Here is a 23,194-nt window from a genome sequence, read left to right as displayed (position 1 = left end):
TCTCCGGTCGAAGGGGTGAATGAGTGAGGGAAGGGGCCGGTGAGGTGTCTGTCAGGGGCCGTCCCGGTGGTGGTGCGCCCAGACGGCCTCGCAGGCGTCGCAGAGGGCCTCCGCCGCCCGGCGCTGCCGCAGGGAGAGCGGCCGGTGGGTGAGGACGCGGAACCGGGCGCCCAGGGCGGCGGCGTAGCCGGCGATCTCGGCGCCCGGGGTGCCCGGGGGCGCGCCGAGCTGGGTCGCCAGCTCGGCGCCGGTGAGCAGGAGCTCCATGGCCCGCCGGTCGCCGGCCGGGACCATCGGGGAGGAGCACAACACCTCGACCACGGCGGGGTCCACGTGGACCGGGGGGAGCGGGCCGTCGCCGGCCGCGCCGGCCGGGCCCCGCTCCCCGTCCGGGGCCGCGTCCAGGGCGGCCGAGACGAGGTCCTCCAGGACGGTCAGCACGTCCCTGGCCCGATGCCCGGCGGTGCGCCCCTCGCTCATCATGGCGAGCCTGCGCCAGCGCATCGCCGCCGCCGTGGCCGCGGCGGCGATCTCCTCCCCGGAGGCTCCGGCGGGCAGGCCGAGCTGCCCGGCGGGGTCGTCGTGGCGGGCCAGGCGGAGGAGCTCGGCGGTCATCTCCTCGTCCAGCACCAGCGTCCCCCGGCCGAGGGCCTCCGCCGCGCTGAAGATCCGCAGGCCGCCGAGGGCGGTCGCGACCGGCCGGTCCTCGTCGAGCTGGGCCGCCAGCGCGTCCAGGGCCGAGCGGTCGGAGCCCAGCACGGGCGAGCGGGCGATCCGGCGGAGCCGGGTCAGGGCGTCGAGCGCCTTCAGCTGGTCGGCGCGGCGGGCGAAATGGGCGATGCCCGCCGCCACGGAGCCGGTCGCGGCCCGTCCCGCCGCGGAGTATCCCGAACGTTCCAGCAGGTGGGCCGAGAGCGCCGCGGGGTCGGCGGCCTCGCCCCGCCGCAGCGCGCCGACCGCCGTGGCGATGCCGTAGCGGTGCAGCCGCTCCACCAGACGGTGCCGTACTCCGGCCGGGATCGGCAGGTCGGGCGCCGAGCGGAAGTCGTTCAGGTCGAGGAGGTAGTCCTCCAGGTCGTCCTCGTCGAGTTCGGCCAGTTGCGACAGCGCCTTGAACTCGTCGGCCTCCAGCGGGCACGCGCGTGCGGTCTCGGCCAGCAGGCCGATCACCGGGACCACGTCGAAGACGGAGGTACGCAGGTCCTGGTACCCCTTCGCGGCCAGCCGCCGGGCGGTCGGCCAGGGGTCGTCCTCGTCGCCGCGCCGGTCGACCTGGCCCAGTACGGCGAGGGTGTTGACGCAGCTCATGCCGCACGCGTCGGTGAGGCCACGGAACTCCGAGAGGGTGGTGTCATCAAATTTCTGGACATAGCGCAGCACGTAGATCATCGCCTGCGCGCGGTCGTCCTCCTCGCCGGAGCCGAACAGCATGCTCCGGGCGGCCTGCTCGTTGGCGGCCGTCACCGTGTTCATGCCGGGGGTGTCGATGATGGTGACCGTGCGCAGCGACGGCAGGTCCAGGGTGACGCGCAGGCGCCGGATCCGGGCCACCTCCACGCCGAGATCGGCGGGGAGCCGGTGGCCGGGCAGCAGCCGTGAGTGGGCCACCCCGCCGTCGGTGAGCTCGGCGGTGACGCGGCCGTCGTCCTCGCCGTACTCGTACTGGGTGACCACGAAGGTGCACTCGCCGGCGTCCACCGGGGCGACGGGCAGCCCCAGCAGCGCGTTCACCAGAGTGGACTTCCCGCCGCTCACCGCGCCGGCCACCGCCACCCGCAGCGGCGCGTCGAGGCCGGCGCGCACCTGCTCGACCCGTCCGCGCAGCTCCGCCCCGGCCAGCCTGGCCGAGGTGGTCTCGCACAGGCGGCGCAGCAGCTCCACCGGGCCGGCCGTCACGCGTCACCGCCGGAGCGCGGGGTCCGGCCGTCCTCGGCGCCGTCCACCGGGCCGGCTGAGCCGGCCGGGCCGCCCTGCGGCCGGGACGCGCCGGCCGGACCATCCGGGGCGTCCTGCGGCGTGTCCACGCCGTCCGGGCCGGATCCGCCGTGGGCGAGGGCGCCCGGGCCGGGCAGCAGGGAGAGGTCCGCCCTGTCCGACGAGAACGTCTGTTCGAGCATGTTCCGGTGTTCCTCCTCCGTCGGGCCGGGGACCGCCTCGAAGAGGAGTCGACGCAGCTCAGTCAGGTCGTCTGACTCCTCCCCGAGCGACCCGGACCCCGAATTGTCACGGTCCAATATCATGACGACTTACCTCATACCGGGTGATCGTGCGACGTGGTGTCATTGGCTGATTTCCACCCCGGGAGGATGTGTGACCGATGACGAGCGCGTCGCTGAGCAGTACCGTCGAGGACGAAAATCTTCTCGTCGCCGCGGCGCGGGCGGGTGACGAGCCCGCCTTCGCCGAGCTGTGGTCGAGTGCGCGGCGCCAGGCCTTCGGCGTCTGTTACCACCTGACCGGAAACCGGGCCGACGCGCTCGACGCGTTGCAGGAGACACAGCTCGCCGCGTGGCGGGGGCTGGCCGCCTTCGAGGGCAGGGCGTCCTTCCGGGCCTGGGTCATCGTCATCGCGCGCAACGCCGCCCACGCGGTGGTCCGGCGCCGCTCTCCCGCCGGGGTGCTCTTCGCCGAGGTGACCGAGGAGTCGTTGGTCGCCGCCCCCTTCGAGGACGTCGTCGCCCAGCTGGCCGACCTGCGCCGGGCGCTGGCCACGCTGCCGGCCCCCCACCGGGAGGCGCTGCTGCTGTGGGCGGGCGGGCTCACCTACGAACAGGTGGCGGCCTCGATGGAGGTGCCGCTCAACACGGTGAGAGTCTGGATCCTGCGGGCCAGGCGGCGGCTCCAGACGGGGCTGGCCGCCGGCTGAGCCACTCACGGCGCCGTCCCCGCACTGGGCGGCCCGTGACGGTAGACGGCGACCTGCGGCACGCGGATCACCCGGTCGCCGTCGGCGTACCCGCGCTTGACGGTCTCCGCGACGACGCCGTGCAGCTCCGGCCGCTCGGTCGGCTCGGTGCCGAACGCCTCGTGGACACGCGGGTCGAAGCGCTGCCCGTCCGCGACGATCTCCCGGACGCCGGCCCGGTTCAGCCCGTCCAGCAGCGTGCCGGCCAGCCGGGGATGTCGCTCGGCGATCTGGTCCCGGCAGTCGATGCACGCCTCCACCAGGGCCGCACGCCCCGGAGGGCCCCCGGCGGACAGGCGCTCCACCTGCTGGGTGAGCGCCTGGCTGATCCCGCTCCCGGCGACCTCGGCCAGCGCGTCCGCCAGCGGGCCGGAGGCGCTCTGCGCCCGGGCGGCCCGCGGCGGCCCGCCGGAGGCCCCCGGCCACCCGGGCGGCGGGTGCGCTCCGGCGGCCGGTGCCTGCGCCGCCACGGGCGGCGACGGTACGGCGGGCGGCGCCTGCGCGGGTGCCTGCGGTGCCGCGGGCGGCATGACCGGTGCCTGCGCGGCCGCGGGCGGCGGCGGTACGGCGGGCGGCATGACGGGTGCCCGGGGCGCCGGCGGAGTGCCAACGGCGGGCGGGAACGCCGAGCCGGGAGGCTCCGGGAGGCCGGACCCGCCCTGCCACGGCCCCTGAGCGGGGCCGGGGCGTCTGCTCCGCCGCCACAGGAGGAGTCCCGCGCCGGTCGCGGCGAGGACTCCCGCCGCCGCCAGCCCCAGCGGCAGCGGGCCGAGCCCGCCCACCGTCCATGCCCCGCCGGGGCCCAGGCCGCCTGTGGTCCCCGCTGTGCCGGGGCCGACCCGCTGATCTCCGGTCCGCGGAAGCCGGCCACCGTCTCCGTCCGCGCCGTCCCGGGCCGGCGGCGGCGCCACGGCGCCGGCCGGCTGCCCGCCGGACCCCGCCACCTGGCCGCAGCCTGTCACCGTCAGGCAGGCCAGGAGCAGCAGGGGCAGGAGCGCGCGTCGGTCTGTCATCGGTCGCCTTCCTCGTCGGCGGCCCGTGTGACCCGAGTCCGGGTTCCCCTCCTGGTGAGATCACACGGGCCCTGCCGGTACGTGTGATCAGGCGGTCGGGAAGGGGCCCTGGGTCTGGGTGTAGTCGGAGACCCCGTCGCCGTTGATGTCGACCCGGGCCTCGTCGACGTATCCGTCGCCGTCGTTGTCGAGGTAGACGATGTCGGTCACGCCGTCACCGTCGACGTCGTGACGCTCCTCGTCGGCGTAGCCGTCGCCGTCGTAGTCGATCAGCTGGGTGTCGGTGCCGCCGTCGCCGTCGTAGTCGACCAGGTCCGTGGAGGTCACGTCGAAATCGCTCATTGTCCGATCCTTTCGAGTGGTGTTCGTCAGCGGAGAGTGGCGGCCGCGACGGATTGTTACACCGGGACCGGAGATTTCCCGCCGGGCCCGCGCCCGGCGGGTCCCGCGGCGCCGCCTCAGCTCAGCGCGCGGGCGGTGTGGATCAGCGGCACGTGGCTGAAGGCCTGCGGGAAGTTGCCGACCATGCGGCCGTAGCGGGGGTCGTACTCCTCGGCGAGCAGGCCGACGTCGTTGCGCAGGGCCAGCAGGCGCTCGAACAGCTTCACGGCCTCGTCCTTGCGGCCGATCATCGCCAGCGCCTCGGCCAGCCAGAAGCTGCACGCCAGGAAGGCGCCCTCACCGCCGGGCAGGCCGTCCACGTCGTTGTCGGCGGCCACCGGGTAGCGCAGCAGGAAGCCGTCGACCATCAGCTCGCGCTGGACCGCCTCCACCGTGCCGACCACGCGCGGGTCGTCCGGCGGCAGGAAGCCGACGATCGGGATCAGCAGCAGGGAGGCGTCCAGCTCCGGCGAGCCGTACGACTGGGTGAAGGTGTTGCGCGCCCCGTCGAAGCCCTTGTCGCAGACCTCGGTGTGGATCCGGTCGCGCAGCTCCCTCCAGCGCTCCACCGGGCCGGTGCGGTCGAAGCTCTCCACCTGCTTGACCGCCCGGTCCAGGGCCACCCAGCACATCACCTTGGAGTGGGTGAAGTGGCGGCGCGGGCCGCGGACCTCCCACAGTCCCTCGTCGGGCTCGTCCCAGTGCTCTTCCACGTATCCGACGAGCTCGCGCTGGATGGTCCAGGCCCGCTCGTCCGGCTCCATGCCCGACACGCGCGACAGGTACAGGGCGTTCATCACCTCCCCGTAGACGTCCAGCTGCAGCTGGTTGACCGCGCCGTTGCCGATCCGGACCGGCCTGGAGCCCTCGTAGCCGGGCAGCCAGTCGAGCTCCAGCTCCGTCAGCCGGCGCTCACCCGACACGCTGTACATGATCTGCAGGTCCTGCGCGCGGCCCGCGATCGCCCGCAGCAGCCACGCCCGCCAGGCGCGGGCCTCGCCCAGGAACCCGCCGCCGATGAGGGCCTCAAGCGTCATGGTGGCGTCGCGCAGCCAGCAGAAGCGGTAGTCCCAGTTGCGCACTCCGCCGAGGTCCTCGGGCACGGAGGTGGTGGGGGCGGCGACGATGCCGCCGGTGGGCTCGTAGGTGAGCGCCTTGAGCGTGATGAGGGAGCGGACCACGGCCTCGCGCCACGGGCCCTGGTAGGTGCACTCCGCCACCCACTCGGCCCACAGCGACTCGGTCTCGGTCAGCTGCTCCAGGGGGTCGATCTCGACCGGCCTGGGCTCGTGCGAGGGGTGCCAGGTGAACACGAACGCCAGGCGCTCGCCGGCCGAGACCCGGAACCTCGCCCTGTGCGCGTAGTCGCCGCCCTGCAGGGGGACGGGGGAGCGCAGCCACGCCGAGTCGGGCCCGCCGATGGCCTGCAGCAGGCCGTCGCTGCGGCGCACCCAGGGCACGATCCGGCCGTAGTCGAAGCGGATGCGGATCTCGGTGGCCATCTCCACCGTGCCCGACACGCCTTCCACGATCCTGACCAGGTCGGGGTTGGTCTGCCGCGCGGGCATGAAGTCGGTCACCCGGACGGTGCCGTCCGGGGTGTCCCATTCGCTCTCCAGCACCAGGGACTCGCCCCTGTAGCGCCGCCGGGTGGCGGCGGGCCGCCCGGCGTCGGCCGGGCCGAGCCACCACTGCCCGTTCTGCTTGTCGCCGAGCAGCGCCGCGAAGCACGCCGGCGAGTCGAAACGGGGCAGGCAGAGCCAGTCGATCGCGCCGTCGCGTCCGATCAGGGCGGCTGACTGCATGTCTCCGATGAGAGCGTAATCCTCGATCCGCATGTGCTCGACGCTAATACCTCAATGCCTCCGCCGGCCGCCGATCAGCCTTTGGGCCGCATCCGGGGCATGAAGAACTGGGTCAGCGGCCCGATCGCGAGGGCGAAGACCACCGTGCCGACGCCCACGGTGCCGCCGAGCAGCCAGCCGACGGCCAGCGTCGTGACCTCGATGAGCGTACGGGCCGCGCGGATGGACAGGCCGAGGCGGTTGAGGCCGGTCATCAGGCCGTCGCGCGGGCCCGGGCCGAGGCCCGCGCCGATGTAGAGGCCGGTCGCGGCGGCGGTGGCGACGACGCCGAGCAGCAGGTAGGCCCAGCGCAGGGCCAGCGGCTCCGGGGTCGGGGCCAGCCACATGGCGGCGTCGGCGAACAGGCCGAGGAAGACGACGTTGCTGATGGTGCCGATCCCCGGCTTCTGCTTGAGCGGGATCCACAGCAGCATGACCATGGCTCCCACCAGGATGATCCAGGTGCCGATGGACAGGCCCATGTGGATGGACAGTCCCTGGTGGAAGACGTCCCAGGGGCTGCCGCCGAGGTGCGACTCGATCTGCAGGCCGATTCCGACGCCGTAGAGCGCCAGGCCCGCGTACAGGCGCGTGAGCCGGTTGGGGATGGAGCCGAGGGTGGGAAGGGAAATTTCGCTCATGATGGCCTTAATCGTCCAGGCCATTGGCCGCCGGAAAAAGAGCCAATCATGAAAAGTGGTCTTATAGTGGTTGGCATGGACCGGTATCTGAGCGGACCCCAGCTCGCCCGCCTGGTGGCGATCGCCCCCGACACCAGGCCCTACTACAGCGCGCTGGCCCAGGCCGTGCGGTCGCTGATCCTCGACGGGCGGCTGCCGGTGCGGATGCGCATGCCGGCCGAGCGGCACCTCGCCGAGGCCCTGGGCGTCAGCCGCACGACCGTGACGGCGGCCTACGACCGGCTGCGCGAGCAGGGATATCTGGAGAGCAGACAGGGGGCGGGGAGCTGGACCGCGCTGCCCGACCCGGGCTCGATGGGCGCGGAGAACCCGTGGATCGCCGCCAACGACGACGGGCTGCTGCCGCTGCACGCCGCCGCCCCGCTCGCGCCCGCGGCGCTCCCCGCGGCGATCGCCTTCGCCGCCGAGCACTACCGGAGCCACGCGCTCGGCATCGGCTACGGCCCGCTCGGGATCGCGCCGCTGCGCCAGGCCATCGCGGCCCGCTACACCGAGCGGGGGCTGGCCACCCGGCCCGAGCAGATCCTGGTCACCTCGGGCGCCCAGCACGCGCTCCACCTGGTGGCCGAGATGCTGCTGCCGGCCGGTGACGCGTTCCTGATGGAGTCGCCCACCTACCCGCACGCGATGGACGTGGCCAGGGCGCGCGGCGCCCGGATCGTCCCGGTCGGCGTCCCCGACGACGGCTGGCACCTGGACCTGCTGACCTGCGCGATGCGCCAGTCGGCCGCCCGTCTCGCCTACGTGATCCCCGACTTCCAGAACCCGACCGGCCACCTGATGGACGACGCCACGCGGGCCGGTCTGGCCGGCGCGGCCAGGAAGTACGGCGCCACGCTCATCGTGGACGAGACCTGGCACGAGCTGGCGATCGACGACGGGCCCGCGGCGCCGCCGCTGGCCGCCTTCGACACCGACGGGCGGGTGATCACCATCGGGTCGGCCTCCAAGCTGTGGTGGGGCGGGCTGCGCATCGGCTGGATCCGCGCCACCGCCGCCATGGTCCGCAGCCTGGCCGTGCTCCGCGCGGGCGTGGACATCGCCAGCCCGATCTTCGAGCAGCTGGTCGTGACGAGGCTGTTCGAGGACATCGAGGAGACCCGGGCCGAGCGCCGCCGGGCCCTGCGCGCCTCCAGGGAGGCCCTGGTGGCCGCGGTGACGGAGCAGCTGCCCGAGTGGAGCTTCGCGGTGCCCAAGGGCGGAGGCTCGCTCTGGGTGCGGCTGGAGAGCCCCTCGGCCACCTCGCTGGCCGACGCGGCGGCCTGTCACGGGGTACGGCTCGCCCCCGGCACCTGGTTCGGCGTGGACGGCGCGCTGGAGAGCCGGCTCCGCCTGCCCTTCACCCAGCCCCCGCAGATCCTCACCGAAGCGGTGAGCCGCATCGCCGAGGCCAGGGTCACAGGCCCCTTCGGCGCCCGTCCCGCCCGGCCGCTCACCCCCGCGCTGTGAGGTCTACTCGGAGGTGACGCCTCTGGCCAGCGGGGCGCGCAGCCGCAGCCGCATGGCCGCGATGCGCAGCCCGAAGGCGAGCACGGCGGCGGCCAGCGTCGCGGGCCAGCCGTGCAGGTCGAGGGTGTAGAGCGTGGCCATGACCGCCGAGCCCAGCATGGCGGGCACCGCGTAGAGCTGGCGGTCGTAGAGCAGGCTCGGGATCTGGCCGGCGAGGACGTCGCGCAGGACGCCGCCGCCGACCGCCGTGGTGACCCCGAGCAGGGCCCCGTGCAGCGGGCTGAGCCCGACGTTCATCGCCTTCTCGGTGCCGACCGCGCAGAACAGGCCCAGACCCGCCGCGTCGAGCACGTCCACCGCGGGCATCACCCGCTGCACGTGCGGATGCCAGAAGAAAACGATCACCGTGGCGGCGACCGGCACGAGCACGTAGCCGGTGCTGAAGAAGGCGGCCGGCCGTACGTTGAGGATCAGGTCGCGCAGGATCCCGCCGCCCAGCGCCGTCATCTCGGCGAGCACCGCCATGCCCACCACGTCCAGCCGCTTGCGGACGCCCACGAGGGCGCCGGAGAGGGCGAAGACGAAGATTCCGACGAGGTCGAGCACCTGGTTCACGAGTAAATCATCCCATGACCGGCTCTATGTGATTGACCTTCAGTGCGACGGGGGGCCGGCCCCCGCGGCGTCGTGGTGCTCGCGCATCATGACGCGGAGCCTGCCGACGGACGCCAGCAGCGCCAGGCCCGCCACGACGGCGATCGCCGCGAGCGTCAGGAAGTACGCGGGATCCGACAGGTAGTTCTTCAGCCGGGCGGTCTGCCCGCCCACGGCGTCGCCCACCGAGACGGCGATGAACCACACCCCGAGCATCTGCCCCTTGAACGCCTGGGGGGCGAGCTTGGCGGTGACCGAGAGCCCGACCGGGCTCAGCGACAGCTCGCCGAAGACCTGGATGAGGTAGACCAGCACCAGCCACCACACCGAGATCCTCCCGCCCGCGGCGAATCTGGCGGCCAGGGCCATGACCACGAAGCTCAGGCCGACCATGAACAGCGCGAAGGCGAACTTCTGCGGAGCGGTCACCCGGTTGCCCAGCTTGATCCAGAGCGCGGCGAAGACCGGCACGAAGATCATGATGAACAGCGGGTTGAACGACTGCGTGGTCGCGGCCGTGATCCGGATGCCGAACAGCGACAGGTCGGTCTTGTCCTGGGCGAAGAACAGCAGCACGGTCGGGGCCAGGTCGTAGATCATCCAGAAGACGGCGGCGGCGATGAACAGCCAGATGTAGGCCTTCAGCCGGATCCGCTCGTCCTCGGTCAGGCTGTGGCTGCCGAACAGCACGTAGGCGAAGTAGACCACCGGGACCACGACGATGATCACCGTCATCACGAGTGCGAAGGTGTCGAGGTCGAAGGTGCCCGTCGCCACCCAGGCGGCCAGGGCGCCGGCGACCACGACGGCGGCGGCCAGGGAGGCCAGGACGAAGTGCCGGTGCTCCTGCGGGGTCAGCCGGTGGCCGGGCTCCTCGCCCACGCCCCTGAGATGGGGGCGGCCCATCACGTACTGGACCAGGCCCAGCGCCATGCCGACCGCCGCGGCGCCGAAGCCCAGGTGCCACCGGCCGTCGGCGGCGAGCCAGCCGACGACGACGGGGGCGATGAAGGCGCCGAGGTTGATGCCGAGATAGAAGATGGAGAAACCCGCGTCCCTGCGCGCGTCGTCGTCCTCCGGATAGAGCTTGCCGACCATCGCCGAGATGTTCGGCTTCAGCAGCCCGGTGCCGATGATGATGAGCAGCAGGCCGAGCGCGACGAAGACGCCCGTCCTGACGGGGACGGCCATGCTGATGTGGCCGCACATGATGATGAAGCCGCCCCACAGCACCGCCCTGCGGGCGCCCAGCACGCGGTCGGCCACCCAGCCGCCGGGCAGCGCCACGAGATAGATGAGGGCGCCGTAGATGCCGACGATCGCCGTGGCGGTCTGCTGTGTCAGGCCCAGACCGCCCACGGCGGGGGAGGCGGCCATGAAGGTGGCCAGGATGGCCCGTAGGCCGTACCAGCTGAAGCGCTCCCACATCTCGGTGCCGAACAGCGTGGCGAGGCCCCGCGGCTGCCCGAAGAAAGTCTTCTCACGTGCCTGCGTCCCCGACGTCATGCGACCCCCCGGTGTCAACATGTGATCGGGTTCTAACTTTACGTACGCCCCTCGCGGCGGCGGTGAGGCAGGTTGTGCATTGCGGTCTTTCTTCTCACGGGCAGGGTCTTGTCCCGGGCAACGCCGTGTGGTGCGATGCATGCCACTCATGCAAGTGAGCACTTTCAGGAGGCGCGTCATGGCCGGTGTCCTTGAAGAGCGTGCGGCGATCGAGCGGGAGATCGCGGGCCGTACCGTCTGTGCCCAGTTGAGGGAGGCGGCGGAGCACAACCCCGATGCCCCGGCCTATTCCGATCCGGCCGGTGAGGGCTGGAGCACCCTGACCTACGCCGAGGCCCGGCAGCGGGTCCTGGAGATCGCCGCCGGATTCGCCGCCCTCGGGCTGCGGCCGGGTGAGGCGGTCGCGCTGATGATGGTCAACCGCAGCGAGCACGTCCTGGCCGACCTGGGCGCCGTCCACGCGGGCGGCATGTCGTGCTCGGTCTACTCCACCTTCGCCCCCGACCAGGTGGCCTTCGTCGCCGGAGACGTCGGCGCCAAGATCGTGGTGCTGGGCGGCCCGGCCGAGCTGGCCCGGTGGGAGCCGGTGCTGGAGGCGCTGCCCGAGATCGGCAAGGTCATCATGCTGGAGGGCGCCCCGACCGGTGACCGCTTCCTCGCCTGGGACGACTTCCTCTCCCTGGGGCGCGAGCGGCTCGCCGAGGACCCCGCCTCGGTCGACGCCCGCTGGCAGGCCGTGACCGCCGACGACGTCCTGACGGTCCTGTACACCTCGGGCACCACCGGCAACCCCAAGGGCGTGCCGCTGACCCACGCCAACGTGTTCTTCGAGGTCGTGGCCACCAGCCGGATGGTCGAGCTGCCCGACAGGGGCACCCAGATCTCCTACCTCACCTACGCCCACATCGCCGAGCGGGTGCTCAGCCTCTACCTGCCGCTGTTCAAGATCTCCCACACCCACTTCTGCACCGACATCACCCAGCTCGGCGCCGTCCTCGGACAGGTCAAGCCGGTGCTGTTCTTCGGGGTGCCGCGCGTGTGGGAGAAGATGATGGCCCGCCTGCAGGCGCTGCTGGCCACCCAGCCGCCGGAGCAGCAGGAGAGCGTGCGCGCCGCCATGGCCGCCGGTCTCGCCTACGTCGAGGCCAGCCAGTACGGGCGGACGCCGTCGCCCGAGGTCCAGGCCGCCTACGGACAGGCCGACGCCGCGCTGCTGTCGATCATCCGCTCGATGATCGGCCTCGACAACGCGGCCTGGCTGGCCAGCGCCGCCGCGCCGATGCCGCTGGAGGTCCAGCGCTTCTTCGCCGGCCTCGGCATGCGCGTGATCGACGTGTACGGCATGACCGAGACGACGGGCGCCTTCACCGCCAACGCCCCCGACCGCTTCAAGCTCGGCACGGTCGGCCAGGCCGGCCCGGGCGTCGAGGTCCGCATCGCCGAGGACGGGGAGATCGTCACCCGCAGCCCCGCCAACGCCCACGGCTACCTGAACAGGCCCGAGGCGACCGCCGAGCTGCTGGACGAGGACGGCTGGCTGCACACCGGCGACGTGGGCTCGATCGACGAGGACGGCTTCGTCCGCATCGTCGACCGGAAGAAGGAGCTCATCATCACCTCCGGCGGCGAGAACATCTCACCGGCCAACATCGAGAACTACCTCAAGGAGCACCCCCTCATCGGGCAGGCCCTCGCCTACGGCGACGGCAGGCCGTACCCGGTGGCGGTCCTCACCCTCGACGGCGAGGTCGCCCCCGGCTGGGCGCAGGGGCGCGGCATCGAGTTCGGCACCCTGGCCGAGCTCGCCGAGCACCCCGACGTCCTCAAGACCGTCGAGGACGCGGTCGCCGCGGCCAACGGGAAACTCGCCCGTGTCCAGCAGGTCAAGCGCTGGCGGCTGTTGCCGGTGGAGTGGACGGCCGAGACCCAGGAGCTCACCCCGAGCCTGAAACTCAAGCGCCGGATCATCCACGCCAAGTACGCCGAGGTGATCGACGACATGTACGAGGAGTGACCCCGCGGCGCGGCCGGCGGGGGCGTCCGCCCCCGCCCTGCCCGCCGGGTGGGCGGGCCCCCCGCCCGGCGCGGACGGCGTTTTGCCCAATCAGCCGTGTGTCGTCCCCTCGGTCATTACCGGGCCTTTCCTAGCGTCCTGTCCATGACCATGAGAGTCCTTCTTCCAATCCTGGCGGCGGGGGCCGGCGCCGTGCCGTCGGGGGCCGTCGCCCCGCCGGCGTGGGCCGAGCCGCCCGCCGCCGGGGATCTGGCGATCCACTCCATCACCCTGACCCCCGGGGCCCCCGTGGTCGGGCCGTCCGGCACGGTGCGCCTGGTGATCGAGGTGGTGGCCCGCGGGGTCGCGGGCCCGGGCGGGGTGACGGTCCGCGTCGAACCGGGCGCGCCGCCCGAGCCGGGGACGGATGCCCCGGCCGACGCCGAGACCGGTCCGGCACCCCAGACCGTCCGGATCCCCGTGCCGGACACCCCGCCGTACCTCCCCCCTCCGCAGGAGGCCGCACCGGCGCCCGTCGTGCTCGGTCGCGTCGTCCCGGGCCACGCCGCCCGGGGACGGCGGACCGGGCCGGCGGCGGGGCCCGCCGGGCGGGCCGGGGCGGAGTGGGAGACCTGGCGGTTCCGGCCGGACAAGAGGCTGAGCCGCTGGTATCCCGCCGGGCGCTGGACCGTCGCCGCGACCGCCAAGGGAGCCGGCGGCGAGACGGTCACCGAGTACGCCGAGTTCCGGTTGAGGCGCGAGACGAAGTTCAGCGCCGTCCAGGCGGTCAGGAAGGGGGCGCGGGTGGAGGTCAAGGGCGTGCTGAACCGGGTCGACCCGCAGGGATATCTGGACTACGCCCCCTTCCCCGGCCAGAGCGTCGAGATCCTGCACCGGGCGGCGCCGCAGGAGAGGTGGACCAGGACGGCCGAGGCCACGACCGACCTGCAGGGCCACTTCGCCCAGAACGTGGCGGGCTACCGCGAGGGCGAGTGGCGGGCCAGGTTCACCGGGACGGGACACTACGCCGCCAGACAGAGCCGCGTCCACGGAGTCTCCCCGAGCTAGGCGTACCGTCCCGTGAGGTTGGGGACGCGGCCGGCGGGTGGTCTGCCTCCGAATGGGATGTGTCCGGGGGCCGGGTCACCTCGCGGGGCCGAACCAGGCGGCCAGCGTCTCGCCGAGGCTGTCGCGCCCGCCCGCCCAGGCCACGTATCCGTCGGGCCGCACCAGCAGGGCGCCCGTGCCCGTCGCGGCCTGGGCGACCGCCGCGCGCACCCGGTCCCGGTGCCCCGCCACGGCCTCGCCGGGCCAGCTCTCACCGGGCGCCCCGACGAGCAGCCCGCGGCCGTCCGCCAGCAGCCCGTCGGCCGGGACGGCCGCGTCCTGCGCCTGCCCGCCCGGCGGTCCCACCGGCGCCGTCTCTCCCAACGGCGGGACGAAGCGGCCGACCAGGGGCCCGGCGGCGCCGGGCGCGTAGTCCACGTCCGTGCCCTCGACCATCGCCGCGAAGTGCCGCTGGGCGTCGGGCAGCTCCAGCGCCTCGGCCAGCACCTCCCGCAGCGCGTCCACCTGGGCTCCCGGCCGCATGAGTGCCACCTGCGCCCGGGTGTTGCGCAGCACCCGGGCGGCCACCGGGTGCCGCTCGGCGGTGTAGGTGTCGAGGAGGCTGTCGGGGGCCAGCCCGCGTGCCACCAGGGCGAGTTTCCAGCCCAGGTTGAGTGCGTCCTGCAGGCCGAGGTTGAGCCCCTGCCCGCCGATGGGCGAGTGGACGTGCGCCGCGTCCCCGGCCAGCAGGACCCTGCCCCTGCGGTAGGTGTCGACGTGCCGGGTGTTGTCGCTGTAGCGGATGCCGGTCTTCAGCCGGGTGACGACCACGTCGACGCCGGTCACGCGCCGCAGGCTCTCCTGCAGCTCCGGGGCCGTCATCGGCGTGTCCCGATCATCCGGCCCGCCGTCGAACTCAATGGTGGCGATCTCGCCCGGCACCAGCGACAGGTTCACCAGCCCGCCGGGGCCGCGCAAGGACGAGGTGATGGCGCCGGGGTCGGCCAGCTCGGCCTCCGCGGTCCGCCCGGTCATGGTCGCGGGCGTGCCGGAGAAGGCGAACTCGGACCGCTTGCGCACCACGCTCCGCCCGCCGTCGCAGCCGACCAGGTATGACCCGCGTACCACGCGCCCGTCGGCGAGCGTGGCGGCGACGCCCGTCCCGTCCTGCGTCACTTCCGTCACCTCGCAGCCCTGACGGACCGTGACGCCGAGCTCGGCGGCTCGCGCGGCCAGCACGCTTTCCAGCCGGTGCTGCTTGAGCATGAGGTATTCGGCGCCCCCGGCCGGCTCCAGCAGCGGCAGCCCGCCGAAGTGTCCCCTGATCATGCCCTTCTGGACCACCTCGACCATGAGGGCGACCATGTCCGCCTGGGCGGACGGGCCGCCCGCCACGCCGTCGCCCGATCCGCCGCACCCGCTCAGCTCGTCGAACATCGCCTGCTGCGCCTCGGCCAGCGGCCTGGTCAGGCCGCGCAGGGCCAGCGACCGCAGGGTGCGCGCGTTGAGCGAGCGCAGGCCGAGGCTGCGGGTCCTGCGGTCCTCGCCCGAGGCCGCTTCCAGGACCAGGGCGTCGGCCCCGGCCAAGGTCAGCTCGCAGGCCAGCAGCAGGCCGACCGGCCCGCCGCCCACGATGATCACATCGGTCATCCGACTCTCCTTGCTTACGTCGTATGCTTACACCGTAAGTAGAACACATACAGCGTAAGCTTCGTCAGACAATCCGGAGGGGAAGGATCACTCGATGGCCCGGCGTGAGCCGTTGAACAGGGAGAAGGTTCTCGACGCCGCCCTGGAGCTGGCCGACAGGGAGGGCCTGGAGGGGCTGTCCATGCGGCGCCTGGCGAAGACGCTCGGCGTCGAGGCGATGTCGCTGTACAACCACGTCTCCAACAAGGCGGATCTCATCGACGGCATCGTGGAGCGCGTGTTCGAGCAGGTCGAGCCCCCCGACCCGGCGCTGCCCTGGCCGGAGCGGGTGCGGACGTCGGCGCTGGCCCTGTACCGGGTCTTCAGCCGCCACCCGGTGGTGCCGCTGGCGCTGGCCACCGACCGGTCCAATCCGACCTCGCCTCATGCGATGAGGACGATGGACGGCCTGGTGGGAGCGCTGTTCGAGGCGGGGTTCGACGAACTGGGCGCCTGGCGGGCGCTCGGGGCCGTGAACGGGCTGGTGTTCGGCGCGCTGCTGCTGTCGACGGGCGGATTCACCGGCGCGCCCGGAGTGCACGCGGGCGAGGAACAGATCGGGGTCTACATCCGCCGGCTCGACCCGGCACGCCTGCCGCACTTCAGCAGGCTGCTGGCCTGGACGACCGAAGGTCTCGTGGATCCCGAGGCGGACTTCGAGCAGGCTCTGGACACGCTGATCGAGGGCCTGAGGTCGGTGCGGGGTCCGGATCGCTAGGTCGCCGGTCCTCCCACCCGGCGCCGTCCGGCCCGGGCAGGCACCGGGCATGGCGCGGGATGATCCCGCCGACGACGAGCGGCCCCGGCCGGACCCCATCCGCCGCTGGGACGAGCGGGCCCCGGCCCCCCCATCCGCCGCTGGGCGCGCGGCGGCCGGTCCCCGGTTCCGGGCCCCGGGCCCTCGGGCTCAGGCCAGCGCGTGCACCGCCGCGCCGAACAGGGCGGGCAGCCGCTGGGCCGCGGGGACGATCAGCCGCGCGGACGCCCGGTGCCGGCGGGTCTCCAGCAGGGCCCCGGTGAGCAGCCGGTGGCGCCGTGACAGCCTCAGCCAGGCCGTCTCGTACGACTGCGGGGCGCCGGCCCGCAGGCAGCGCACCAGGGCACGCGCCGACAGCAGCGCCAGCGACACCCCCTCGCCGGTGAGCGCGTCGATGTATCCCGCCGCGTCGCCGACCAGCAGCACCCGCCCGGCGACCCGGGCACGCACCCGCTGGCGTAGCGGCCCGGCGCCGCGCACCGGGGTCGCGGCCGGCCCGTCCAGCCGGGCCAGCAGGTCCGGGAAATCCGCCAGGTGCTCCCGGTATCCGCGGCGCCGGGAGCTCAGCACCGCCACGCCGACGAGATCGTCGCCCACCGGGGTGACGTACGCCTCGCCGTCGGCGGCCCAGTGGACCTCGACGAAGTCCGTCCAGGGCGCGACCCTGTAGTGCCGCCGTAGGCCGTAGCGGCGCGGGCGGCGGTCGGGCAGCTCCAGCCCGAGCAGGGCGCGCAGCGGGGAGTGCAGGCCGTCGGCGGCTACCAGCCAGCGGGCCCTCAGCCCCGCCGCCTCCACCCCGTCGCCGTCCTGCCGCACCCCGGCCACCTTGCCGGGGACGGTCCGCACCCCCAGCTCGGCTGCCCGCCGCGACAGCGCGGCGTGCAGCGCGGTGCGCCGCACGCCCAGCCCGTGGCCGTCGCGGAACTCGGCCTGCACCCCGTGGCGCCCGTCCAGGTAGCGGATCCCCCGCAGCGGCCGGCCGGCCACCTCCACGCCCAGCGCCCCCAGCGCGGCGGCCCCGCTGGGCATCAGTCCCTCGCCGCACGCCTTGTCCACCGGCGCGGGCCGGGGCTCGACGACGACCGCCTCCATCCCGGCCAGCGCCGCGTGGACGGCGGTGGCCAGGCCCGCCGGCCCGCCACCGGCGACCAGCACGTCGATCACGCCGTGGCCCGTCCGGGCGGCGACACCGGGGCGAGTGAGGCCAGGGCGGTCTCCTCGCACCGGATCCGCACCACCATCAGCGCGGCGTTCAGCACGGTGAACGTCACCGCGGTGACCCAGGCGCCGTACACCAGCGGCAGCGCCAGGCCCTCCACGGCCACCGCCACGTAGTTGGGGTGGCGCAGCCAGCGCAGGCGGTAGGGGCCGCGCGTCACCGGCGGCATGCCGGGCACCACGATCACCTGGGTGTTCCAGTGGTGGCCCAGCGCGCCGATGCACCACCAGCGCAGCCCCTGCGCGGCGATCACCAGGGCGAGCATGGGCCAGCCGAGCGCCGGAACGGAGGGCCGGCCGGCCAGGCCCGCCTCCAGCAGGCACCCGGCCAGCAGGCCGGTGTGCAGGGCGACCATCCACGGGTAGTGGCCGCGCCCGGACACCACTCCGCCGCGGGCCAGGCTCCAGCGCGTGTTGCGGCGCGCGACGACCAGCTCGGCGAGTCGCTCGGCCGCGACGAGCAGCACGAGCAGCACGTACCAGGACGACAGATGCTCCGACATCGGCCCCTACCAGCGCAGCAGGACGAGTTCGGAACAGAAGCCGGGCCCCATCGCGAGCAGCAGTCCCGGCGTGCCCGGCGGTGGCCGCAGCGCGAGGGTGTCGCGCAGGACGTGCAGCACCGAGGAGGACGACAGGTTGCCCACCTCGGCCAGCGAGCGCCAGGTGAGCTCCAGCGCGCCGTCCGGCAGCCCGAGCGTCTCGGCGACCGCCTCCAGGACCTTCGGGCCGCCGGGGTGGCACACCCAGGCCGTCACATCCCCCGCCGTCAGGCCGTGGTCGGCGAGGAAGCCGTGCACGTCGTCGGCCAGGTAGGTCCGCACCACGTCCGGGACGCTCGCGTCGAGCACCACCTGGAAGCCGGTGTCGCGGATGTCCCAGCCCATCACGCCCTCGGAGCCGGGATACAGGTGGCCCCGGGTGGCCAGCACCGCCGGCCCCCCGGGCTCGGGCCGCCGCTCGCCGCCGCAGGCCACCACCGCCGTCGCCCCGTCGCCGAACAGCGCGCTGGCCACCAGGTTGGCGGGGGAGGCGTCACCGCGTTGCAGGGTCAGGGAGCACAGCTCGACCGACAGCAGCACGGCCACGTGGCCGGGCCAGCCGCGCAGGTAGTCGTGGAGGCGGGAGATCCCGGCGGCCCCCGCCACGCAGCCCAGCCCGAACACCGGGACCCGCTTGACGTCGGGGCGCAGCCCGAGGCGGCCGGCCAGCCTGGCGTCCACGGACGGCGCGGCGATGCCGGTCACCGAGGTGAACATGATCATGTCCACGTCCTCCGGCGCGAACCCGGCCTCCTCCAGTGCGCCGCCGACCGCCTCGACCCCCAGCTCGACGGCGGACTCGACGAAGACGTCGTTGGCCGCCCCGAAGCCGTCGAGCTTGGGATACTGGTCGAGGGGGAGCGCCAGATGGCGGAACTCGACCCGTGCGGAGGCGTGCAGGCGCTCCAGCAACCGGCGGTCGGCGTCATCGGGCAGGCACATCCGCGCGAACGCGTCGGTGATCTCGGCCTGGGAGTGGCGGTTGGGTGGGAGCGCGCCGCGCACCGCCGCGATTCGCGTCATTGATGGGATGCCTTCCGACGGCCGACAGCGGACATCCGGATCTTGCCCAACTGCGCGTACGGCATGCCTCGCCGCCCGAGACGCCGGCGCGGCGCCGGAGCCGCCTACGATCGGTCCGTGACGACGAGCGGGCATGCGCGCCGCGACCGCGACCGGCTCCCGGGGCGGCCGCCCGGCCTGGCGGCCGTGCTGGGGCTGGCGCGGGCCTGCCATCCGGGGCCCACCGCAGCGGTCACGGTCCTGGTCACCGCGCTGGCCGCGGCGGCCGGGCGGGACGCGGCGGGATGCGGGCTGGTGGCCGCCGCAGTGCTGGCCGGGCAGCTGTCCATCGGCTGGTGCAACGACGCGGTGGACGCCGGGCGGGACGTCGCGGCGGGCCGTACCGGCAAACCGGTCGCCGACGGCACGGTGAGCGTCCGGGCGGTGTGGACCGCCGCGGCCGCCGCTCTGGCGCTGTGCGTGCCGCTCTCGCTGGCCTCCGGCCTGGTGGCCGGGGCCGTCCACCTCGCCGGTGTCGCCGCCGCCTGGGCCTATGACCTGAGGCTGAAGGCCACCGTGCTGTCGTGGCTGCCGTACGCGGTGGGATTCGGCTCGCTGCCGCCGTTCGTGACCCTCGGGCTGCCGGACCGGCCGTGGCCGGCGTGGTGGGCGGTCCTCGCCGCGGCGCTCCTGGGCTGCGGCGCGCACCTGGCCAACGTGCTGCCCGACATCCCCGCCGATCTCGCCACCGGAGTCCGCGGCTGGCCGCAGCGGCTCGGCGCGGCCCGGGTCCGCGCCCTGATCCCGGTGCCGCTGCTGCTGGCCACCGGCCTGCTGGTCTTCGGCCCGCCGGGGCCTCCCGGCGCGGGGGGCTGGGCGGCGCTGGCCGGAGCCGGGGCCTTCGCCCTGGGCGGACTGCTGCTCGGAGGGCGATCCCCGAAGGCTCCCTTCGCGGCGGCCGTCGCCGTCGCCGCGGTCGCCGTCGTGCTCCTGCTCGCCCGGGGCACCGGGATCGCCGTGTCCGGGTGAGCTCGCGGGGGGCCGCCGGCCAGGGGAGGATCCAGACACCCGACCACGCGTGAAAGCCCCGGACGAGGTCTCCGTGCCGTCCGCCGCGGTCGTGAACGGCCCGTGCCGCCTCCGTGAGGGCCGCCGAACGATCTATTGACTGGAGTGGACCAGGATCCTGGGGGCAAGTCCGATCACAAGACGTCTGATGTCACACCTACCGGTTACCCGCCCTCGGGCGGCTGTTCAGGCTGCCCGGCCATCCCCCGGCCAAGGAGTGAATCGGCCCGTGCCCCCTTGCTCGGTGACGGGCGGGTCGGCGTCCTCCCCGAGATCGGGGACACCGGCGGAATCGTCTTCGCCCGGTTCACGCTCGCCTGGCTGAAGGCGGCCCCGCCACCCTGAAGCTTTAAAAGCATTTTTGCTGGTAAGCAAGGATATGAACCTTTAATTCGGTTGCCAGAACGGTGAGGCACCGGCGTCATTGTCGTCATCGACTGATCGGCCGGAGGGAGGCGATGCGGGGATGACGTACAACGAGGTGATGGGGGGCCGCGCGCCGATCCGCATGTGGGCCGATCCGGCCGGGGTCGAGCCCGAGGTGATACGGCAACTGCGCAACGTGGCGGACCTGCCGTGGGTGCACGGGGTCGCGGTGATGCCCGACGTGCACCACGGGATGGGCGCGACCGTGGGCTCGGTCGTCGCGATGCGCGGCGCGGTCTCCCCGGCGGCGGTGGGAGTGGACATCGGCTGCGGGATGACCGCGGTGAGGACCTCCTTCAAAGCCACCGGCCTGCCCGACAACCTGGCCTACCTGCGTTCGAAGCTGGAGCAGGCGGTCCCGGTCGGGTTCGGGCACCACAAGCGGCCGGTCGATCCGACGAGGCTGCACGGCCTGAAGACCGCCGACTGGGCGGGCTTCTGGAAGGGCTTCGACGCCCTGGCGCCGGCCGTGCACGCGCGGCGGGAGCGGGCCGAGGTGCAGATGGGCACCCTGGGTGGCGGCAACCACTTCCTGGAGATCTGCGCCGACGACGAGGGCGTGGTCTGGATCGTGCTGCACTCGGGTTCGCGCAACATCGGCAAGGAGCTGGCCGAGTTCCACATCGGGCAGGCCCGGAAGCTGCCGCACAACCAGGACCTGCCCGACCGGGACCTCGCGGTGTTCGTCGGGGGCACGCCGGAGATGGACGCCTACCGGCGCGACCTGTTCTGGGCGCAGGACTACGCGCGGCGCAACCGGGCGGTCATGATGGCCCTGGTCTGCGACGTGCTCCGGCGCCACCTCCAGGGCGTCACCTTCGACGAGCCGATCTCCTGCCACCACAACTACGTCGCGGAGGAGCGTTACGACGGCGTGGACGTGCTCGTCACCCGCAAGGGCGCGATCCGCGCGGGATCCGGCGAGTTCGGCATCATCCCCGGCTCGATGGCGACCGGCACCTACATCGTGAAGGGCCTGGGGAACGCCGCCGCGTTCAACTCGGCCTCACATGGTGCCGGTCGCCGGATGAGCCGGACGAAGGCGAGGAAGACCTTCACGCTGGCCGACCTCAAGGCGCAGACCGACGGCGTCGAGTGCCGCAAGGACACCGGGGTGATCGACGAGATCCCCGGCGCCTACAAGGACATCCGGTCGGTCATGGCGGCGCAGACCGACCTCGTCGAGGTGGTCGCCCACCTCCGGCAGCTCATCTGCGTCAAGGGCTGAGGATCCGGCCGCCGCCGGGAGGCCGTCCAGGAATGAACCGGCCGCCGGTGACGTTGCCGCGGATACGGCCTGGCTTTGGGGTGAGTAGGGGGCTGGCCTTAGGCTGGCCCCCTGCTTGGATGAGCATGAATAGTGTGAGGAGGTGACGCCCGATGCTGCGAGACTCGTTCGGCCGGGTGGCGACTGATCTGCGGGTGTCCCTCACCGACCGCTGCAACCTGCGGTGTTCCTACTGCATGCCCCCCGAGGGCCTCGAATGGCTGCCCAAGCCCGACCTGCTGACCGCCGACGAGATCGTTCGGTTGGTGACCATCGGGGTGGAGCGGCTGGGCATCACCGAGGTCCGCTACACCGGCGGCGAGCCCCTGCTCCGCCGCGAGCTGGTGGAGATCGTGGCCCGCACCGCCGCCCTCCGGCCCCGGCCCCAGGTCTCGCTGACCACCAACGGCATCGGGCTCGCCCGGCTGGCCGCCCCGCTCGCCGAGGCCGGCCTGGACCGGGTCAACGTCTCCCTCGACACCCTCGACAGGGAGACCTTCGCCAAGCTCGCCCACCGCGACCGGCTGACCGACGTGCTCGACGGCCTGGCCGCGGCCGACGCCGCCGGGCTCCGCCCGGTCAAGGTCAACACGGTGCTGATGCGCGGGATCAACGACCACGAGGCCGCCGGGCTGCTGGGCTACTGCCTCGGACGGGGCTACGAGCTCCGCTTCATCGAGCAGATGCCGCTGGACGCCCAGCACGGCTGGCGTCGGGAGAACATGATCACCGCCGACGAGATCCTCGCCTGGCTGAAGGAGTCCTACGACCTGACCGACGACGACTCGGTGGAGCGCGGCAGCGCCCCGGCCGAGCTGTTCCTCGTCGACGGCGGGCCGGCCAGGGTCGGGGTGATCGGCTCGGTCACCCGGCCGTTCTGCGGCAGCTGCGACCGCGTACGGCTCACCGCCGACGGCCAGATCCGCAACTGCCTGTTCGCCACCGACGAGTCCGACCTGCGCGCCGCCATGCGCTCGGGAGCCGGCGACGACGAGATAGCCGAGCGCTGGCTGGCCGCGGTCCGGATCAAGAAGGCCGGGCACGGCATCGACGACCCGTCCTTCCTGCAGCCGTCCCGCCCGATGTCCGCCATCGGCGGATGAGCGCGCGCTACGACGCGTGCATCCTGGCGGGTGGCTACGCGAGAAGGCTCGGTGGGCAGGACAAGCCGGGTCTGCGCGTCGCCGGACGGCCGCTGATCGAAACGGTGGCGGCGGCCGTGCCGGACGCCGGCAGGCTCGTCGTCGTCGGGCCGCACCGCCCCGGACTGGCGCGGGGGATCTTCGTACGGGAGGATCCGCCCGGCGCCGGGCCCGTCCCGGCGCTACGGGCCGGGCTGGCCGAGGTGAGCGCGCCGTGGGTGGCACTGCTCGCCGCCGACCTGCCGTTCCTGACCGCCGGGCACGTCTCGGCGCTGCTGGCGGCGGCGCGGACGGGGGCGGTGCTCGTCGACGACGGCGGGCGCGAACAGTGGCTCGTCGGAGTCTGGCGTACGGCGGAGCTCGGCGAGGCGCTGGCCCGCTACGAGGGCCGGTCGCTGCACGGGCTCCTCGCCCCGCTGGCCCCGGTGACGCTTCACCTCACCGGGGAGCCGTGGTTCGATTGCGACACTCCGGCGGATCTGCGGCGGGCCCGGAGCGGCGAGCCGGAGCCGCCGGCACAGGTCTGAACGCCCGGCGAGAGCCGCCGGAGCGGCGATGTCCCCGGGGCGAGCGCGCCCCCCTTGCAAGGA

General features: G+C 73.6%; 21 protein-coding genes. 9 read left to right on the top strand and 12 right to left on the bottom strand.

Annotation, left to right across the window (positions count from 1 at the left end):
• Positions 1 to 51: 51 nt before the first annotated feature.
• On the bottom strand, positions 52 to 1,896 hold the full coding sequence (locus tag ACZ6R6_RS10875) for a dynamin family protein (protein ID WP_470092165.1): 1,845 nt from the start codon (positions 1,894 to 1,896) through the stop codon (positions 52 to 54).
• Positions 1,893 to 2,117, bottom strand: a complete 225-nt coding sequence (locus ACZ6R6_RS10870) for a hypothetical protein (RefSeq protein WP_470092163.1) — start codon at positions 2,115 to 2,117, stop codon at positions 1,893 to 1,895. The genes ACZ6R6_RS10875 and ACZ6R6_RS10870 overlap by 4 nt, the downstream gene beginning before the upstream one ends.
• Before the next feature lie 200 nt (positions 2,118 to 2,317).
• Between ACZ6R6_RS10870 and ACZ6R6_RS10865 the strand changes: the two genes are divergently transcribed.
• A complete protein-coding gene (locus tag ACZ6R6_RS10865) occupies positions 2,318 to 2,866 on the top strand; it encodes an RNA polymerase sigma factor (RefSeq protein ID WP_470092161.1) in 549 nt (182 codons plus the stop codon).
• A gap of 5 nt (positions 2,867 to 2,871) precedes the next feature.
• On the opposite strand, the gene grpE is transcribed toward ACZ6R6_RS10865, so the two are convergent.
• From grpE to yczE, 4 genes are all read right to left on the bottom strand, one after another.
• Positions 2,872 to 3,918 carry a nucleotide exchange factor GrpE gene (gene grpE, locus ACZ6R6_RS10860; RefSeq protein ID WP_470092159.1) on the bottom strand — a complete coding sequence of 349 codons (1,047 nt, stop codon included), beginning with the start codon at positions 3,916 to 3,918 and terminating at the stop codon, positions 2,872 to 2,874.
• Between the two features lie 87 nt (positions 3,919 to 4,005).
• A complete protein-coding gene (locus ACZ6R6_RS10855; RefSeq protein ID WP_470092157.1) occupies positions 4,006 to 4,260 on the bottom strand; it encodes a hypothetical protein in 255 nt (84 codons plus the stop codon).
• 116 nt (positions 4,261 to 4,376) lie between these two features.
• Positions 4,377 to 6,137, bottom strand: coding sequence for a glycoside hydrolase family 15 protein (locus ACZ6R6_RS10850; protein WP_470092155.1), 1,761 nt, complete (start codon positions 6,135 to 6,137; stop codon positions 4,377 to 4,379).
• 41 nt (positions 6,138 to 6,178) lie between these two features.
• A complete protein-coding gene (gene yczE, locus ACZ6R6_RS10845) occupies positions 6,179 to 6,784 on the bottom strand; it encodes a membrane protein YczE (protein ID WP_470092153.1) in 606 nt (201 codons plus the stop codon).
• 75 nt (positions 6,785 to 6,859) lie between these two features.
• Here yczE and yczR point away from each other — a divergent pair, with 75 nt between their 5' ends.
• Entirely contained in the window at positions 6,860 to 8,293 is a 1,434-nt protein-coding gene (yczR, locus tag ACZ6R6_RS10840; RefSeq protein WP_470092151.1) for a MocR-like transcription factor YczR, read from the top strand.
• Positions 8,294 to 8,296: 3 nt separating this feature from the next.
• Here yczR and ACZ6R6_RS10835 read toward each other — a convergent pair whose 3' ends face one another.
• Both ACZ6R6_RS10835 and ACZ6R6_RS10830 read right to left on the bottom strand, forming a co-directional pair.
• Positions 8,297 to 8,908 (bottom strand): trimeric intracellular cation channel family protein, encoded by a 612-nt coding sequence (locus ACZ6R6_RS10835; protein ID WP_470092149.1) that lies wholly within the window; start codon positions 8,906 to 8,908, stop codon positions 8,297 to 8,299.
• A 39-nt stretch (positions 8,909 to 8,947) separates the two neighbouring features.
• Entirely contained in the window at positions 8,948 to 10,453 is a 1,506-nt protein-coding gene (locus ACZ6R6_RS10830) for a peptide MFS transporter (protein ID WP_470092147.1), read from the bottom strand.
• 178 nt (positions 10,454 to 10,631) lie between these two features.
• Here ACZ6R6_RS10830 and ACZ6R6_RS10825 point away from each other — a divergent pair, with 178 nt between their 5' ends.
• Both ACZ6R6_RS10825 and ACZ6R6_RS10820 read left to right on the top strand, forming a co-directional pair.
• The gene (locus ACZ6R6_RS10825; RefSeq protein ID WP_470092145.1) at positions 10,632 to 12,467 is read left to right on the top strand and encodes an AMP-dependent synthetase/ligase; all 1,836 of its coding nucleotides are present in this window, start codon (positions 10,632 to 10,634) and stop codon (positions 12,465 to 12,467) included.
• Between the two features lie 144 nt (positions 12,468 to 12,611).
• Positions 12,612 to 13,514, top strand: coding sequence for a hypothetical protein (locus ACZ6R6_RS10820; RefSeq protein WP_470092143.1), 903 nt, complete (start codon positions 12,612 to 12,614; stop codon positions 13,512 to 13,514).
• Positions 13,515 to 13,589: 75 nt separating this feature from the next.
• Here the strand turns inward: ACZ6R6_RS10820 and ACZ6R6_RS10815 are convergent, their stop codons facing one another.
• Positions 13,590 to 15,143: an FAD-dependent monooxygenase gene (locus ACZ6R6_RS10815; protein WP_470092141.1), complete on the bottom strand. Its 1,554-nt coding sequence runs from the start codon at positions 15,141 to 15,143 to the stop codon at positions 13,590 to 13,592.
• A gap of 94 nt (positions 15,144 to 15,237) precedes the next feature.
• Between ACZ6R6_RS10815 and ACZ6R6_RS10810 the strand changes: the two genes are divergently transcribed.
• Positions 15,238 to 15,900, top strand: a complete 663-nt coding sequence (locus tag ACZ6R6_RS10810) for a TetR/AcrR family transcriptional regulator (RefSeq protein WP_470092140.1) — start codon at positions 15,238 to 15,240, stop codon at positions 15,898 to 15,900.
• A 189-nt stretch (positions 15,901 to 16,089) separates the two neighbouring features.
• Here the strand turns inward: ACZ6R6_RS10810 and ACZ6R6_RS10805 are convergent, their stop codons facing one another.
• From ACZ6R6_RS10805 to ACZ6R6_RS10795, 3 genes are read right to left on the bottom strand one after another with little or no spacing between them, the layout of a single operon-like run.
• Positions 16,090 to 17,103 carry an NAD(P)/FAD-dependent oxidoreductase gene (locus ACZ6R6_RS10805; RefSeq protein ID WP_470092138.1) on the bottom strand — a complete coding sequence of 338 codons (1,014 nt, stop codon included), beginning with the start codon at positions 17,101 to 17,103 and terminating at the stop codon, positions 16,090 to 16,092.
• The gene (locus tag ACZ6R6_RS10800) at positions 17,100 to 17,660 is read right to left on the bottom strand and encodes an isoprenylcysteine carboxyl methyltransferase family protein (RefSeq protein ID WP_470092136.1); all 561 of its coding nucleotides are present in this window, start codon (positions 17,658 to 17,660) and stop codon (positions 17,100 to 17,102) included. The genes ACZ6R6_RS10805 and ACZ6R6_RS10800 overlap by 4 nt, the downstream gene beginning before the upstream one ends.
• 6 nt (positions 17,661 to 17,666) lie before the next feature.
• On the bottom strand, positions 17,667 to 18,722 hold the full coding sequence (locus tag ACZ6R6_RS10795) for a type III polyketide synthase (protein ID WP_470092134.1): 1,056 nt from the start codon (positions 18,720 to 18,722) through the stop codon (positions 17,667 to 17,669).
• A gap of 117 nt (positions 18,723 to 18,839) precedes the next feature.
• On the opposite strand from ACZ6R6_RS10795, the gene ACZ6R6_RS10790 reads away from it, so the two are divergent.
• From ACZ6R6_RS10790 to mobA, 4 genes are all read left to right on the top strand, one after another.
• The gene (locus ACZ6R6_RS10790) at positions 18,840 to 19,730 is read left to right on the top strand and encodes a UbiA family prenyltransferase (protein WP_470092133.1); all 891 of its coding nucleotides are present in this window, start codon (positions 18,840 to 18,842) and stop codon (positions 19,728 to 19,730) included.
• A 505-nt stretch (positions 19,731 to 20,235) separates the two neighbouring features.
• The gene (locus ACZ6R6_RS10785) at positions 20,236 to 21,423 is read left to right on the top strand and encodes an RtcB family protein (protein WP_470092131.1); all 1,188 of its coding nucleotides are present in this window, start codon (positions 20,236 to 20,238) and stop codon (positions 21,421 to 21,423) included.
• 152 nt (positions 21,424 to 21,575) lie between these two features.
• Positions 21,576 to 22,565 carry a GTP 3',8-cyclase MoaA gene (gene moaA / locus ACZ6R6_RS10780; protein ID WP_470092129.1) on the top strand — a complete coding sequence of 330 codons (990 nt, stop codon included), beginning with the start codon at positions 21,576 to 21,578 and terminating at the stop codon, positions 22,563 to 22,565.
• Positions 22,562 to 23,131: a molybdenum cofactor guanylyltransferase gene (gene mobA / locus ACZ6R6_RS10775; RefSeq protein WP_470092127.1), complete on the top strand. Its 570-nt coding sequence runs from the start codon at positions 22,562 to 22,564 to the stop codon at positions 23,129 to 23,131. The genes moaA and mobA overlap by 4 nt, the downstream gene beginning before the upstream one ends.
• The last annotated feature ends 63 nt before the right edge of the window (positions 23,132 to 23,194 follow it).

This window comes from Streptosporangium sp. NPDC048886, assembly GCF_055586905.1.
Note: the sequence above shows the minus strand (reverse complement) of the source record. Positions and strands in the feature narration are given on the sequence as shown.

Bases quoted from the DNA above. Each gene is read 5' to 3' on its own strand.
- ACZ6R6_RS10870 (WP_470092163.1), bottom strand. From the start codon at position 2,117: ATGCTCGAACAGACGTTCTCGTCGGACAGGGCGGACCTCTCCCTGCTG.
- ACZ6R6_RS10865 (WP_470092161.1), top strand. From the start codon at position 2,318: ATGACGAGCGCGTCGCTGAGCAGTACCGTCGAGGACGAAAATCTTCTC.
- grpE (WP_470092159.1), bottom strand. From the start codon at position 3,918: ATGACAGACCGACGCGCGCTCCTGCCCCTGCTGCTCCTGGCCTGCCTG.
- ACZ6R6_RS10855 (WP_470092157.1), bottom strand. From the start codon at position 4,260: ATGAGCGATTTCGACGTGACCTCCACGGACCTGGTCGACTACGACGGC.
- ACZ6R6_RS10850 (WP_470092155.1), bottom strand. From the start codon at position 6,137: ATGCGGATCGAGGATTACGCTCTCATCGGAGACATGCAGTCAGCCGCC.
- yczE (WP_470092153.1), bottom strand. From the start codon at position 6,784: ATGAGCGAAATTTCCCTTCCCACCCTCGGCTCCATCCCCAACCGGCTC.
- yczR (WP_470092151.1), top strand. From the start codon at position 6,860: ATGGACCGGTATCTGAGCGGACCCCAGCTCGCCCGCCTGGTGGCGATC.
- ACZ6R6_RS10830 (WP_470092147.1), bottom strand. From the start codon at position 10,453: ATGACGTCGGGGACGCAGGCACGTGAGAAGACTTTCTTCGGGCAGCCG.
- ACZ6R6_RS10825 (WP_470092145.1), top strand. From the start codon at position 10,632: ATGGCCGGTGTCCTTGAAGAGCGTGCGGCGATCGAGCGGGAGATCGCG.
- ACZ6R6_RS10820 (WP_470092143.1), top strand. From the start codon at position 12,612: ATGACCATGAGAGTCCTTCTTCCAATCCTGGCGGCGGGGGCCGGCGCC.
- ACZ6R6_RS10815 (WP_470092141.1), bottom strand. From the start codon at position 15,143: ATGACCGATGTGATCATCGTGGGCGGCGGGCCGGTCGGCCTGCTGCTG.
- ACZ6R6_RS10810 (WP_470092140.1), top strand. From the start codon at position 15,238: ATGGCCCGGCGTGAGCCGTTGAACAGGGAGAAGGTTCTCGACGCCGCC.
- ACZ6R6_RS10800 (WP_470092136.1), bottom strand. From the start codon at position 17,660: ATGTCGGAGCATCTGTCGTCCTGGTACGTGCTGCTCGTGCTGCTCGTC.
- ACZ6R6_RS10795 (WP_470092134.1), bottom strand. From the start codon at position 18,722: ATGACGCGAATCGCGGCGGTGCGCGGCGCGCTCCCACCCAACCGCCAC.
- ACZ6R6_RS10785 (WP_470092131.1), top strand. From the start codon at position 20,236: ATGACGTACAACGAGGTGATGGGGGGCCGCGCGCCGATCCGCATGTGG.
- moaA (WP_470092129.1), top strand. From the start codon at position 21,576: ATGCTGCGAGACTCGTTCGGCCGGGTGGCGACTGATCTGCGGGTGTCC.
- mobA (WP_470092127.1), top strand. From the start codon at position 22,562: ATGAGCGCGCGCTACGACGCGTGCATCCTGGCGGGTGGCTACGCGAGA.